Raw genomic sequence first — 14,234 nt, 5'->3', positions numbered from 1 at the left:
CCTTTGCGTTCATCACCGCCGATGGTCGAGCGGACCTGCGGGTGGGCAGCCTTGACGAGGCGACGTTGCGCGCTCGGGTGGCTGAGGTCGCCGCAGGAGCTGCGACGTCCACGGTGAGCCTGCCGCCGGGACCTACGTGCAGCAAGGCCGCTGACGGCACTCTCCTGTGTGGGTCAGCTGGCCCGGGCCAGCCCACGGGAGCCATCCCCGACCCGTCCTCGACGACGACATTGTGAGCCGTGCCGGGAGTGCCAAGGTGCCGGCGGTGGCTTGGTGACTGCCGCTGTCGCGTTGGCGGTCACGGCCGGCATGCTGGCCGCGTTCAACCCCTGCGGGTTCGCCCTCCTGCCCGGATACCTGGCCTTGTTCGTGGGACAGCCGCACTCGAGGAGCGGGGTCGTGGCTCGCGCCCTGGTCGTCGGAGTGTCGGTGACCGTCGGTTTCGTGGCCGTGTTCGGGGCTGTGGGTGTGGGCATCTCAGCCCTGTCCCTGACGTTGGGCCCGTGGCTGTTCGTGGCGACGTTGGTCGCCGGCGCTGCGCTGCTGGTCGTCGGAGTGCTGCTTCTCCTCGGTCACGACGTGACCGTTCGGACGCCGCGTGCCCGGTCCCGGGTCGATGGTTCGGTGCGCGGCATGGTGGCCTACGGCGTGGTGTACGCGACGGTGTCACTGTCGTGCACGCTGCCGGTGTTCCTGTCGGCGGTGGCGTCGGTGTTCACCAGCGGCGCCGGGGCGTCGTTCGTGGTGGGCGTGTCTGCTGCGGTCGCGTACGCCCTGGCAATGGGACTGGTCATGACCGTGCTGGCAGTCGTCGTCGGACTCCTCGGGCGGGCTGCGATGGCGCGGGCCCGCCCGTGGACCCGCCATGTCGGGCGCGCCTCGGGGGTGGTCGTGACCGTCGCGGCCGGCTACGTCCTCTGGTACGGGTGGGTCGAGCTACAGCTCTACAACGGCAACACGGTCGCATCCGGACCGGTCACGGCTGTCGCCGAGGCTTCCGGTGCCGTGAGCCGAACCTTGACAGCGCTGGGTGCCGGGCGCTTGCTGATCGTTGTGGTGGTCGGGCTGGTCCTGTTCGTGGTGGCGTCCGTGGCGGTGCGGCGGCGCAGTGGGTTACCAGCCCGCTCTGCGGCGTCACGGCGCCGAACTCACTGAGGGTGGTGCGCGAGCAAGGCCTGGCTGTACCCGGCCGCTAGGTTCGCAGCACAGTGCACGTCCCTATCCGGTCCCGGGACTGCGGGCCAAGGTAGCCGATGCCTTCAAATTGGCTGTGAAATGTGACCGGTTCCCCACATCGGCGCTGTCTGCTCCCGACCAGCGCCGACGGCATGACTCGACCTCACGTCCGCTCATCGGCTACTTGTTTCATTGACGTCATGGCCGGGATCTGACGAGGCTCGGTCTAGGCGTTCGGGGTTGTCGCTCTCATTTCGGCTGCTCACCTCGGTGTGGCTCTCATTTGGCCTGCGCATCCCCGGACGTCGCCAGAGCGGAAGTGGCTCAAGAGGGGTTTGCCCTAGCTCGAAGTAGCGTTGCCCTCCCCGCTCGACAACCCCATCAGGTTCGAGTTCGGAGGACAACATGGAAGGCACGCCAGCACGAGTGGTCATAGGGATGGACGCGCACAAACGCTCGGTCACGATCGAAGTCATGACCGGTGGCGAATCCATCGTCGGGAAAGGACGACTCGCGACCGACCGTGACGGTCTTGCCGCGATGCGCCGGTACGTGCAGGCGTGGCCGGAGCATGTCTGGGCGACCGAGGGATGCCAAGGCATCGGCCGGCACGTGGCCAACCGGCTACTGGCCGAAGGCGAGCAGGTCCTCGACGTCCCGCCGAAGCTGTCCGCGCGGGCGCGGGTGTTCGCCACCGGTCAGGGCCGCAAGACCGATGCCACCGATGCGCACTCGGTGGCGCTGGTGGGCACCCGGATGAGTGGGCTGCGCCCGGTCGTCAACGACGAGCAGCTGGCGGTGCTGCGGATTCTGGTCGACCGGCGCCGATCCCTGGGCGAGGAGCACACCCGCAAGATGTCCCAGGTCCACCACCTGCTCCTGGAGTTGATCCCGGGCGGGGCGAAGAAGGAACTGTCCGCGGCACAGGCCAAGGCGCTGCTGGCAACCGTCCGCCCCCGTGACGCTGCGGGCAAGACCCGGCGTCGCGTCGCGGCCGAACTGGTCGTGGACCTCGAGCGGATCTATCAGCGCAAGAAGGCCGCGAACAAGGAACTGACCGCTCTGGTCGCCGCGACCGGCACCACCCTGATGGACCTGAACGGGATCGGCCCGTCCAGCGCGGCCCGGCTGCTGGTCGAGGTCGGTGACATCACCCGGTTCCCGGACAACAACCACTTCGGCTCCTGGACAGGCACCGCAGCCATCGATGCCTCCTCGGGGGACAACGTCCGCCACCGTTTGTCCCGAGGCGGCAACCGTCAGATCAACCGGGTGCTGCACATCATGGCTACCGTGCAGCTGCGTAATCCCACCGAGGGCCGCGCGTACTTCGACCGCTGCAAGGCTCGAGGGAAGACCTCGAACGAGTCGATGCGGCCGCTCAAACGCCGACTGTCCGACATCGTGTATCGGACCATGGTCAACGACGCTGCACGACACATGGCGACGGGCCCGGGAGGGCAACGAGGCAACGACTCTGACTCCAGCGCGGTCGGCTCACAACCTCACACCAACTCTTCGGACAAGCCACTTCCCGGACCCGCCACCACCCACCGTAGAACCCGACTTGCCGCCGCGTCTTGACACAGAGAGGAGCCAAAGTCGGACGGATCGTCGGCCGCAGGACCTGCGTCACATCGCCGCCTGGCGCTCACCTCGGTTGCGACTCCGGCCCTTGGCGGCAATGCCGGTGGCAGCGCAGCGTCCCTGTGTGATGCCGCCCCGGGCTCGGGCGGGTAGGGGCGCGCCTTGGCGTGACTTTCGCGGGACGTTGCCAGCGGCTTGGGAGCGCTCCGGAGGGTCCGTTGTTGATGCGCCGCGACGGATCAAGGGGGCCCCTGGAGGAGGGACGCACTGTTGCATTCAGTTAGTCGATCGCGGGCGAGGTGGTGCCGCTCTGCAAGCTGACGCGGACGGAATGTACGAGGAGCTCGCCGTGCCCTTCGTCAGAGCCGCGGGCAACGATTGCTACGCACAGCCGTCGCTCGGGCGGCGGCACGCGCCACCCCGATGCACGCTCAGCCGGACTTCCTCCACTGCTCGATGGCCGCGCGGCACTTGGCGGCCTGTTCTGGATCGTCGGGCAGGTGGAGGTTGATGGTCATGGAGTCTGGGACGGAGACCCATTCAGCGAACGTGAGCGTTGCGCCGTTGCGACGAAGCGCGTGGATGAGCGGCCCCAGGTCTCGGCCGGGCTCGGGTGCGAACTCTTCGACGGTCATGGTCGGGACGATAGCCCCGGGGTGCGCCTTGGAGCAGCGACGTAGACTCGGGAGTGATGAGCATCCAAGACCGGTCCGGGACCACGGCGCGACGCGCCTTGTGGTTCGGCGGGCTGCTCATCCTCCTCGCGGGGATCGTCGGAATGCATGGCCTGAACAGCCACAACGGTGGCATGGCCCATGACATGGAAGTGGTGTTCCACGAGCCGGTCGACGCGTCGATGCCTACGGCGCCGCTACCCGGGGCCCACGAGGCGATGGTTGCGGCCGCCCACGATGTCGGAGCTGTTGGTGCCACGGTGGTCGACGCCACGACCGGCTGGGACATGGACATGACGGCTATGTGCATGGCTGTGCTGACGATGGCTCTGCTCGTGCTGCTCCGCATGCTGAGTGGCGCCCCCGCGCTGCCCTTGTATCAGCGTGTGGCGGCCCCAGCGAGGGCACCCGGTCCGCACGGGCGTGACCCTGATCCTCCGTCTTTGATTGTTCTGTCGATTCGGCGCTGCTGACCGGCTGCGGAGCCCGTGTGTGACGCGTGGCCGATCCGCGGCTTCAGCATGCCCCCTCTACCCGACAGACCTGATTGGACGACCCGTGATGAAACGACTCTTCAGTGCCCTCGCGCTTGCCGTGGTGGCAGCGCTCGCCTTGACCGGTTGCGGCAACGCCGCAGACACCACCGCCAGTGGCAGCAACAACAGCAGTTCCAGCAGCTCAAAGGCCGACTTCAACGACGCGGACGTCAAGTTCACGCAGTCGATGATTCCTCACCATGAGCAGGCTGTGGTGATGGCGAAGATGGCCGCGACTCATGCTCAGTCAGCCCAGGTGAAGGATCTGGCCGCCAAGATCGAAGCAGCCCAGCGCCCCGAGATCGACACCATGTCCGGCTGGCTCAAGGCCTGGGGGCAGGAGCAGCCCTCCCGCGGCGGCATGGGTATGAGCGGCATGGACCACGGCTCAGATGGCATGGCAGGGATGATGAGCGACGACGACATGAGGTCGCTCGACTCGGCCAAGGGAACGAGCTTCGACCAGATGTTCCTGACGATGATGATCTCGCATCACGAGGGCGCGATCGAGATGGCCAAGACCCAACAGGCGGACGGCAAGAACGCCGACGCGGTCGCACTGGCGAAGAAGATCGAGGCCGACCAGACGGCCGAGCTCGCGCAGATGAAGGACATGTTGAAGTCATGACCCCGGCCGCCCAGGTCGACCGCACGGCCAAATCCACGTCGCGGTCGACCTGGGCCCCTCGGTAGCGCCCGCCTTGACTGGGCGTGCACCACTCTCCGAGTCGAATCCCGCCTGTCAACGCATGCAACGACCCTGTCGTTCGTTGGTTGACCAGATACCCCCAGGGGGTACACGATGAATGACATGAGCGAGCACAGCGAACACGCGCGGGTTGCGACCACGGTGAAGGACCCCGTCTGTGGGATGGACGTCGACCCCGCCTCCAGCGAGCACCACGCGTTGCACGACGGGCGCACTCATTGGTTCTGCTCCAGTCGGTGCCGTAGACGCTTCGAGGAGAACCCTGACGCCTTTCTGCATGCGGTGCCCGCTGACGCGAACGCTGATCACGGCCACGGCCCTATGGAAGGTGCGCCGGGGCAGGAAGCCAGCAGCGGTTCGGCCGGGGACTTACAGGAGTGGACGTGCCCCATGCACCCAGAGATCCGGCGCCCCGGCCCAGGCTCCTGCCCGATCTGTGGGATGGCCCTCGAACCCCTCATGGTGACCGCGGAGAGCGGACCCAGCCCGGAGCTGGCCGACATGACTCGCCGATTCTGGACCGGTGTGGCCCTATCCTTCCCTGTTGTCGTCCTTGGCATGGGCGGCGACTTGATCCCAGCGATCCACGACCTGATCTCTCCACGAGCGTCGACCTGGGTCCAGCTGGTCCTGGCCACCCCGGTGGTGCTGTGGGCGGGGGCCCCTTTCTTCCAGCGCGGCTGGACCTCGGTGCGGACCATGAAGCTGAACATGTTCACCCTCATCGCGATGGGCACGGGCGTCGCTTGGTTGTTCAGCGTGGTCGCCACCGTGGCGCCGGGTATCTTCCCGGAGGCGTTCCGGATGGACGGTGCGGTCGACGTCTACTTCGAAGCCGCCTCGGTCATCACCACACTCGTGCTGCTCGGGCAGGTCCTTGAGCTCCAGGCCCGGGAGCAGACGTCCGGCGCGATCCGGGCGCTGCTCGATCTGACCCCCGACACCGCGCGCCGGATCAACGCGGACGGCACCGAGCATGAGGTGACCCTGGACCAGGTCACGGTGGGTGACCGGTTCCGGGTCCGTCCGGGCGAGAAGGTCCCCGTCGACGGCGTGGTCGAGGATGGTCGTTCCACTCTCGACGAGTCCCTGGTTACCGGTGAGTCGATGCCGGTGACCAAGACCGTTGACGACTCGGTCATCGGCGGCACCATCAACCAGACCGGGTCGCTGGTCGTCCGCGCGGACAAGGTCGGCCGGGACACCATGCTGGCCCGGATCGTGCAGATGGTCGCCGAAGCTCAGCGTTCCCGTGCACCGATCCAGCGAGTGGCGGACAAGGTCGCCGCCTGGTTCGTGCCCATAGTCATCCTCATCGCGATCGTCGCGTTCGTGGTCTGGGCCGTTGCGGGACCAGACCCGCGCCTGGCTCACGCGCTCGTCGTGGCGGTTTCCGTCCTGATCATCGCCTGCCCCTGTGCGCTTGGTCTGGCCACACCGATGTCGATCATGGTCGGTGTCGGACGTGGCGCTGGGCTCGGCGTGCTGATCAAGAACGCCGAGGCCCTCGAACGGATGGAGAAGGTCGACACGGTCGTCGTGGACAAGACCGGGACGCTGACGGAGGGCAAGCCGTCCGTGACGCAGATCGTCACCGCGGCGGGGTTCGAGCAGGACGACCTGTTGCGGCTCGTGGCCGGGGTTGAACGTGCCTCCGAGCACCCACTGGCCACAGCCATCGTCAACGCCGCCACGGACGCTGGTCTGACCATCTCGGCCGCGACCGACTTCGACGCGCCGGTCGGCAAGGGCGTCATTGGCAGCGTCGATCAGCGCAAGGTCCGGGTGGGCAGCGCCTCATTCCTGACCGGTGAAGGACTCGACCCGAGCGCACTGACCGCGCAGGCCGACCGTTTGCGCGCCGACGGGGCCACCGTGATCTTCGCCGGTGTCGACGGCCAGGTCGCGGGGATCATCGCGATTGCCGACCAGGTCAAGGGAACAACCCCTGCGGCCGTGGTAGCCCTGCGCGCCGAAGGGGTTGAGGTTGTCATGCTCACCGGTGACGACCGCCTCACCGCAGAAGCCGTCGCTCGCCGACTTGGCATCGACCGGGTCGAGGCCGAGGTCATGCCGGACCACAAGGCCGACGTCGTCAAGCGACTACGCAGCGAGGGACGCGTCGTGGCAATGGCTGGCGACGGCGTGAACGACGCACCCGCCCTCGCTGCAGCCGACGTGGGCCTGGCCATGGGGTCGGGCACCGACGTCGCCATTGAAAGCGCGGGCATAACCCTCCTTGGCGGTGACCTGACCGGCATCTTGCGTGCACGGAAGCTCTCCGAGGCGACCATGTCGAACATCCGCCAGAACCTCGTGTTCGCGTTCGTGTACAACGTCGGGGGAATCCCCATCGCAGCCGGGGTGCTCTACCCGACCTTCGGGCTCCTGCTCTCTCCCGTCATCGCCGCAGCCGCCATGGCCCTGTCGTCCGTCAGCGTCATCGGCAACGCCCTGCGCCTGCGCGCCCGCCACATATGACCCGGACGGCACGAATGGCCGCATCAGGCCTTGACCTCGTAGGAGCCAACTTGTTCCGCCGCGCAATCACATTGGCAGCATCCTCGATGCTGGTCGCCGCCGTCGCAGCGTGCTCCTCTGGGTCGCCGGAAGGCGTGACCACTGCGCCTCCGGGATCTTCGGCACCCGCGCTGGGCCATGTCCACGGGCTAGGGGTAGACCCCGCCGACGGCACCCTGTACGTCGCCTCCCACACCGGGGTCTACCGGCTGGCAGCCAATGGCAGCGCCGACCGGGTCGCCGACCGGTACCAGGACACCATGGGGTTTGCTGTCGTCGGTCCCGGCAACTTCCTTGCCAGCGGTCACCCGGACCTGCGCGAAGACCTGCCGGGCCAACTGGGGCTGATCGAGTCCAAGGACAGCGCGAAGACGTGGACCGCGGTCTCCCTGCAGGGCAAGGCAGACTTCCACGCCATCGAACCTGCCGGGAGACGAACCTACGCATACGACTCCGTCAACGGAGCACTGATCACCTCAACCAACCGGCGGGACTGGACCGTGATGGAGAACCAAGAGCTGCTGGACCTCGCCGCCGACCCCTCCCACCCCCGCGTCCTGTTCGCCACCACGCCGGAGGGACAGGTACTCCGCTCCGAGGACGGGTCCAAACTGACGCCAGTGACTGGGGCGCCTAGGCTCGGACCGCTGGACTGGCAGACCGACGGGCCGCTCGTGGGCGTCGGTGCCGACGGGACCGTGAGCGTCAGCAGCGACGAAGGCGCCACATGGGCCAAGAAGGGCACGGTGGAGGGTCAGGTCGAGGCGCTTGACGTCATTCCGGGTCGGTGGCACGTGGCAACAGACCGCGGCATCTACGAGTCCACCGACGACGGTCAGACTTGGATGCCAGTGCTTGTGGCCACCACGAACCACTGACCCCGGCAAGCCAGATGATCGGGCTGACTCTCCCGTGCCGGTGGCGGCGGTGTCCTTGCTCCATCCCGGGTTCTACGCCCCGGGATTCCGGATTCTGGTACCTGCCGCAAGAGGTCCAACCGGGACGAAGAGGCCATCCGACCGTTTGACGCAGTGTCTTTGACCTGCTCGCGGACGGCAGCAGCGTTGCAAGCGAGGCGCATGACTTCCACATCAGCGACCAGGCGGGGTACCGGTGGCGTCGCCAGACCGGATCGACCCCGGCCTGCAGCGTGACCTGAACCCTAGAAGGCGAACCGCCACGTGAAGGAGCGGGTCGCGGAGCTGCAGCCTGAGCTTGAGCCTGAGATCGAATCGTCGCACGAGCAGTTTGCTCATACAGGCCAGCCTCGAAGGGCGGTAAGCGGCCGCCGAGGGTCACCGCACACCCTCCCTCTCGACGTCGCGTTCAGGGTTATCGTCTCTGAGTCGGGTACCACCAGCACATCAGGCGCCATCGGAGCGCTCCACTACGAGGGCTCACCCAATCGCGTTTGAACGCAAGGGCAGCAACACCTTGGTATGAGGATCGAACGAAACGCGACTCCTCCGAAACCGGGACAACTGTGGCCGATGACTGGTCCCGGGGCGCGGGATCTGCCATGGCTGGAAGACGATCATGCAACGCCAAAGGCGGCTAGCGGTCTTTCAGGTCCAGCGCGGGAGGCGCGATCCTGACCTGCGTCTTAACGCCGTGAAGATCGGCGGATCCGCCTGGTTCGGTGCCGATTACAGCCGCGTATGTCATGTTTCCGGGAATCCATTGAGCTGAACTGTCATGCGCGATGACGTGTCGAAGAGCCGGAGTTCGTTCTCGGTCGCGACGTGACGGACGACAAAGGCGCGATTGCCAACGCGCCAAAGTCCCTCTCCGACCTGCAGATCCGGGAGTTGTGCTTGCTCAGCACTCGAGAGCCCGAGTTCGAGCGCGGTCCGGGGGCCTTCGGAGATCTCCTGTTGGTAAATGATCTTGGTCGAGCAATCCGCGAGCAGTCCTCGGGCCAAGGCTCGGGCTTCGGAGTTGCTGTTGCCGACGGCGTCGAGGTCGGACAGACGGTGGACGATGAGCAAGTTGGCGATGCCCAGCCCTCGGCAGAGCTTCCACTGTGACTGCATGCGGGCGAGCAACGCCGGCTGCCGCATGAGTCTCCAGGCCTCGTCGTAGACGACCCAGCGTTGTCCACCGTCTGGTGCGGCGAGCGCTGCCTCCATCCAGGCGGAGGCGCAGGTCATGACCATGGCGATGAGCTGGTCGGCGCCTTGGATCTGGGAGAGGTCCAGCGACACCATGGGCAGTGAGGGGTCGAAGACAATCGTCGAGGGCCCGTCGAAGAGTCCTGCAAGATCCCCGGAGACGAGGCGTCGCATGGCGTGGCCGAGGTCGCGCCCGTCACGCGCGAGTTCGGCGCAGGTGGCCCCGGGACGCGAGGACTTGGGCTCCAGGAGCGCGTCAACGACCGATGGCAGTGTCGGCGTGGGGGATTCGGCAATCGTCTCGTCCAGTGCCACGTCAAGCGCGGTGTGCTCCACCGAGCTGAGCGGGCGTCCAAGCGCCGACTCAGACAACGAGCCGAGCAGGGTTCGGCGACGGATTCGGAGCAGGGTCGCCCACTGCAGGTTGTCCATGGTGCCGATTCGCGGACCGGGGTCCATGGGGTTGAGCCGGTTGGCGCTGCCGCCCCCCAGCTGGATGGCCGCCCCACCGACGGTTCGGGCGACGGCGGACCACTCGCCCTTGGGGTCGCCGGGGACGTAGACCCGTCGGCCGAAGGCGATGGAGCGGGTGGCCAGCGACTTGGCCAGGCAGGACTTGCCTTTGCCGACGACGCCAGCGAGGAGGCAGTTCGGGTTGGTGAGAACTCCCTGCCTATAGAGGGCCCAAGGGTCGAAGCAGAAGCCTCCGCCGGACCAGGCGTCCTGCCCGACGTAGACGCCTTCGCCGCCGAGCCCAGCCTCGGCCAGGAACGGGTAGGCGCCGGCCACAGTGTCCGAGGTGGCGCGGTGGGTGGGAACCCGCAGGGGACGGAGAGACCGCAATGCCTCTGGCCCGGTCTCGCCGTGGGCTGGGACCAGGGTGGCCTGGGGCGCCTGCTCCTCACGTCGGTCAACCAACGTGTCGTGCTGCAAGGAGGTGGCCGATCGGCCTCGCCTCTGCGCGCGGCGGCGGCTTCGCGATGCGGCGGCCTCAAGGTAGAACCCTGCTGGTGAGGCCTGTCGGCGGCGCCCTCTCATGCGGAAACTCGCCTGGCCAGGGGGAGTGAGGTTGCCGCGAAAGCCCGCGCCTGCCGACCGTACAGTCGCCTGGTCTCGCAGCCGCTCTGGATGGCGGCGCGTGAGATCTCGGCGACCGCTGCCTCCAGCCCGTCGCGCGTGGCTGCAGTGATGGAAAGCATCCCGGTGAAGCGGATGTCGGCGTGTCCGCTGATGAGTGCGCGTTCGCGTTCGAGGACGTCGTCGCGCTCCACCGAGTCGGACAGGTCGGCGATGGTGCCGAGCTTGGCCTTTTGCGCGGCGTCGGTGGCGTACTCGACCTTGGCCTTGCGGATGTCGCGCAGTGCTGCGTCGGCGGACACTGGCTCGAGGGTGAGGGACAGCGTCTTGCGGATTCCCGGCTGGAACACCAGTGCGTGCAGGAAGAACGGCGGGACGGCGACACGTGGCCACTCGCTGACCCACAGCACTGCGGAGAACCCGGTGTCGTGCCGCAAGTAGTCCCAGTGCTCGTCGACGGCGACCGGGCCGGCAGTGGAGAGGGTGCAGGTGCCAAGATCTTCGCGGTCTACCACCGGGTCGTAGGCCGCCCGCAGCGTCGCAGCGAGTTCCGACTCACCGAGCCATCCGGTCAGCTGCAAGTCGGCCGCGCGCAGGCCCGCCTCGAGCGAAGTCATCTCCTGACGCAGGAACGCGGACGCCCCGGCCGTCCCACGACCCGCCTGCCTGATGTGACGTCTGGCCTTTCGGAGGTCGAGCGAGATCGCGATGAGCGTGCGATGGGTAGAGGCTGCCGGAGCACACGTGCGCATCAGCTCCTCGTACTCTCGTACCGCCCACTGTCGTGGATCCTTGACCCCGTGGGTGTCCCACCACCCGGTGATTCCTCGACCGGAGTCCGGCAGGGACACCTCAAGCACCTGCACCCGCGCACAGGTACCGGTCGCGGAGAGGCCGGCAAGGGCGCGTCCCCAGCCGTGGACGCGGCGCGCCTGCTCCTCCGGTGAGAGGAGCACGTATGCCGGGTGGCGAACGAGCGCCACGGCGGTCAGGGTCTGCGCGTGCGGGTCGTGGAGCATCGCAGCCCCGCTCTCTTCATCGATGTGGAGGCGCAGCGACGCGGTGTCCCCAGGGAGGGCCAGCGTGCCGGCTGGGCGCGGACGGTCTGGCCGCGCGCGGTACCTCGTTTGACCGTGCGCCTTCCGGAACAAGAAGTGACCTGCCGTTGGCGCGAGCTCGGCGGCGGGCTGTCCGCCCCAACGTGCAAAGGCGAGAACGAGGAAGGTGAGCCAGAGCGGCGACGAGGCGGCCGCGCCCGGGGCGCCGGCCACGAACATCATCGGGACGAAGGTCGCGGCCGCGCACGCGATGCAGGCGACTCGGAAGGCGGACAGCCCTAAGAGCAGGCCACGTCGGGGGCGTCGGCCGAAGCGGACGGTGAACTGGGACTGTGCGGCGTCAGTCATGGATGTGATCTCTCGGACTCATCAGGTGCTCCTGGGTGGCTGAGTTGTAACTGGTGGGTCGCCGCGGCCGACGGTCGCAGTGTCGGACGAGGGTGCGGCGGTCTCGACTGCGCCGATGGCCTTCTGCCCGGCGGCCTTCGTGGCTTGTGCCGTGGTGGCTGCGGCGATGGCGGGAGCTGCGGCTGCTGAGATGGCTGCGGCGCCTCCGCTTCCTGCGGCAGCTCCCGCCGCCTCCCGACCGCCTGCAGCCGGGATCGCTGACGGTGCGGGTGTCGCCGGCCGGGTGGTGTTGATGAGTTCCGCCTCGCGGTCCTTCGGCCAGGTAGGCACCGAGGAGCTGCGTGCTGGGGCGCTGGGCATGAGTGCGCGCGCTTGGTACTGCAGGGCGTTGACCTTCTGGGGTGCGCTGATGACGGTCCGGGCTCCCGCGGACGCCTGTCCGGCAGTGGCGTGCGCGGCATACAGGGTGTCGCCCGCGAAGCTGAACATCTTGATGGCGACCCAGGGCGCGAACCCGCCCATGAGCAGGATCAGCGCGCCGCCGGCGAGTTGCGTGCCGGTCTGCGTGGGGCCGCCGCCTTCTTGACCGGCACCGTTGAAGACGGTGATTCCGATGCTGAGGATGATGACGAGCAGGAGCTTCGAGACGATCATCGCGCAGACGAACTCGACCCACTTGCGCACCCAGCCGCGGGTGATGTCGGCAGTTGCGCCGGCGAACGCCAGCGGCGCCAGCACTGCGGCGATCAGGAGCATGACCTTGCGGATCATCATCGCGGCCCACACGACGACTACTGCCGCGAGGATGACGATTGAGAAGATGAGTGTCACCGCGGGGTTCTGCACGTTGGCGAGGCTGGTGAAGGCGAGCTTGGAGCCCAGGCCGTTGATGTTGGTGCCCATCGTGTACTGCACGAGGCCGGCACTGAGCGAGTCCACCGCCCCGAGGAGTACTCGTGTGGCGGTGAGCGCGAGTGCCGACCCGACGAAGCTGATCAGGAGTCCCTGCAAGCCGCGTCCGAGTGCTGCCGGTTCGCGTCGCAGGACGGAGGCGATCATCTGGATGACGAACAGGCCTAGGCAGAGGACCGCGGCGACGCTAGCGGTGGCGGCCATCTCTTTGGCCAGCCGCGGCGAGCTCAGGTCGAGGGTGGTGGCGGTGTCGATCTCCTTCCAGAGCCAACTCGTGGCGTTGGTCGCCGCGAGGCCGAAGTAGCCGGCCATGCGGCTGAAGGCGCTGTCAACGGCTCCGGTCGTCGCGCCCTGTGCGGCTTGCCCGGCCAGGCACATCGGGTTGAGGGCGAAGATGCCAGTGCAGCTCATGGCGCACCAATCGGGATGGACGCGTAGGTCACAGCCGCGACGAAGCCCCACGTTGCCCGATCGGGCGGGCCTTCGAGGTTGAGTGTCATGGCGATGCCGAACCTCTGCGCATGCTCACCGCGCGAGCCCTTGGTATGCCGCGTGACCAGGGCGGCAACCTCGCGCCCGGTGATGCCCGGGTCCGTGATTCGACCGTCGGCGACGGCGTTGGTCCAGGCCAGTGGCTCCGTGACGTGCTGGATCTGGACGGAGGTGTACGAACCGGCAGCGGCTAGTTGCCTCCATTCCTGCTCGGTGGGCACGGGGGATGCTCCGTCGGCAGCGTCGCTGACCGAGTACACGGCGAGCCGATCGCGCAGCTCGGGCGGCACCAGTCCGACCACTAGCGGTTCCTTCGTCTGTGCTGACTCGGTCTGCACCCACGCGAGGTGCGTCTGGCGTGGTGAGCGGTAGTCCTGGGTAAGCAACCGGCGGACGAACTCGGCGGCATACAGGTCGGGCTGTTGCGCTTGCTCGCCCGCGATCCGGCGCGCAGCGCCGTTGGCCTGCTCGGGCTCGACGGCGCGCAGACGCTTCAGGTCCTGCTCTGCCGCCAGCGCGTCGGACGCCGGAGCGATGGACTCGTGCGGTGACACCGACGCTGTGGCGCGGGCCCGCTGATGCGTCTGCAGTCCTTCGCTGCCGACCGTCGTTGGTGAGGTGTGATGCAGAACTGTCCAGCCGGCAAGGGCCAGCAGCCCGATAGCTGCGCAGACCGCGATGGTCACCCTGGTGCGGCCGCTGGCGTGCATCCCGTTCATCGCAGCGAGGAGCCGGCGTTGTTGAAGAAGGTGACCAACGTGTTGGCGGCCCCGATGAGCATCGCCGCAGCACCGGCGACGAGGACGCCGTTCTTGCCCTTGCCGGCGACGTGCGGGTTGGAGGAGTTGGCACCGACGGCCCAGGCGATCGATGAGATGGCGACCCCGGCGACGGCGGCGATCAGACCGAACGTGAGCACGGCACCGACGATGTTCTCGACCGCGCCGATGCCGGGCAGACCAGTGGTGTTGGGCTTGATGTCGATTGCTGGTACGGACATGGTGGACCCCTTCGCAGCACGCGGGCCACTCCCG

12 protein-coding genes are annotated in these 14,234 nt (G+C 67.6%); 6 read left to right on the top strand and 6 right to left on the bottom strand.

The window, feature by feature from the left end; translation table 11 throughout:
- Nucleotides 1–273 precede the first annotated feature (273 nt).
- Together ASD62_RS03210 and ASD62_RS03205 are read left to right on the top strand one after the other, a co-directional pair.
- Nucleotides 274–1,155, top strand: a complete 882-nt coding sequence (locus ASD62_RS03210) for a cytochrome c biogenesis CcdA family protein (protein ID WP_157581277.1) — start codon at nucleotides 274–276, stop codon at nucleotides 1,153–1,155.
- A 426-nt stretch (nucleotides 1,156–1,581) separates the two neighbouring features.
- Nucleotides 1,582–2,760: an IS110 family transposase gene (locus ASD62_RS03205; protein WP_157581275.1), complete on the top strand. Its 1,179-nt coding sequence runs from the start codon at nucleotides 1,582–1,584 to the stop codon at nucleotides 2,758–2,760.
- A gap of 434 nt (nucleotides 2,761–3,194) precedes the next feature.
- Here ASD62_RS03205 and ASD62_RS03200 read toward each other — a convergent pair whose 3' ends face one another.
- Nucleotides 3,195–3,398, bottom strand: a complete 204-nt coding sequence (locus ASD62_RS03200; RefSeq protein WP_056914727.1) for a hypothetical protein — start codon at nucleotides 3,396–3,398, stop codon at nucleotides 3,195–3,197.
- Between the two features lie 56 nt (nucleotides 3,399–3,454).
- On the opposite strand from ASD62_RS03200, the gene ASD62_RS03195 reads away from it, so the two are divergent.
- The 4 genes from ASD62_RS03195 to ASD62_RS03180 all read left to right on the top strand — a co-directional run bounded on the left by ASD62_RS03195 (nucleotide 3,455) and on the right by ASD62_RS03180 (nucleotide 8,080).
- On the top strand, nucleotides 3,455–3,910 hold the full coding sequence (locus ASD62_RS03195; protein WP_056914726.1) for a DUF6153 family protein: 456 nt from the start codon (nucleotides 3,455–3,457) through the stop codon (nucleotides 3,908–3,910).
- 88 nt (nucleotides 3,911–3,998) lie between these two features.
- The gene (locus ASD62_RS03190; RefSeq protein WP_056914725.1) at nucleotides 3,999–4,601 is read left to right on the top strand and encodes a DUF305 domain-containing protein; all 603 of its coding nucleotides are present in this window, start codon (nucleotides 3,999–4,001) and stop codon (nucleotides 4,599–4,601) included.
- A 183-nt stretch (nucleotides 4,602–4,784) separates the two neighbouring features.
- Nucleotides 4,785–7,163, top strand: a complete 2,379-nt coding sequence (locus ASD62_RS03185) for a heavy metal translocating P-type ATPase (RefSeq protein WP_056914724.1) — start codon at nucleotides 4,785–4,787, stop codon at nucleotides 7,161–7,163.
- A gap of 86 nt (nucleotides 7,164–7,249) precedes the next feature.
- Nucleotides 7,250–8,080, top strand: coding sequence for a F510_1955 family glycosylhydrolase (locus ASD62_RS03180; protein ID WP_056914723.1), 831 nt, complete (start codon nucleotides 7,250–7,252; stop codon nucleotides 8,078–8,080).
- A 783-nt stretch (nucleotides 8,081–8,863) separates the two neighbouring features.
- Here ASD62_RS03180 and ASD62_RS03175 read toward each other — a convergent pair.
- From ASD62_RS03175 to ASD62_RS03155, 5 genes are all read right to left on the bottom strand, one after another.
- Nucleotides 8,864–10,102, bottom strand: coding sequence for an ATP-binding protein (locus tag ASD62_RS03175; protein ID WP_082580945.1), 1,239 nt, complete (start codon nucleotides 10,100–10,102; stop codon nucleotides 8,864–8,866).
- A 245-nt stretch (nucleotides 10,103–10,347) separates the two neighbouring features.
- The gene (locus tag ASD62_RS03170) at nucleotides 10,348–11,796 is read right to left on the bottom strand and encodes an SCO6880 family protein (RefSeq protein WP_056914721.1); all 1,449 of its coding nucleotides are present in this window, start codon (nucleotides 11,794–11,796) and stop codon (nucleotides 10,348–10,350) included.
- A 21-nt stretch (nucleotides 11,797–11,817) separates the two neighbouring features.
- A complete protein-coding gene (locus ASD62_RS03165; RefSeq protein WP_056914720.1) occupies nucleotides 11,818–13,119 on the bottom strand; it encodes a type IV secretion system protein in 1,302 nt (433 codons plus the stop codon).
- Nucleotides 13,116–13,919 (bottom strand): hypothetical protein, encoded by an 804-nt coding sequence (locus ASD62_RS03160; RefSeq protein WP_056914719.1) that lies wholly within the window; start codon nucleotides 13,917–13,919, stop codon nucleotides 13,116–13,118. The genes ASD62_RS03165 and ASD62_RS03160 overlap by 4 nt, the downstream gene beginning before the upstream one ends.
- Complete coding sequence (locus ASD62_RS03155; protein WP_056917129.1) at nucleotides 13,916–14,200, bottom strand: DUF6112 family protein; 285 nt, start codon at nucleotides 14,198–14,200, stop codon at nucleotides 13,916–13,918. Before ASD62_RS03155 ends, ASD62_RS03160 begins: the two co-directional genes overlap by 4 nt.
- Between the last annotated feature and the right edge of the window lie 34 nt (nucleotides 14,201–14,234).

The organism is Phycicoccus sp. Root563 (assembly GCF_001427915.1).
In the GTDB taxonomy this organism is placed as follows: Bacteria; Actinomycetota; Actinomycetes; order Actinomycetales; family Dermatophilaceae; genus Pedococcus.
The sequence above is the reverse complement of the archived record's forward strand: the minus strand, read 5'-3'. Positions and strand labels throughout refer to the sequence as shown.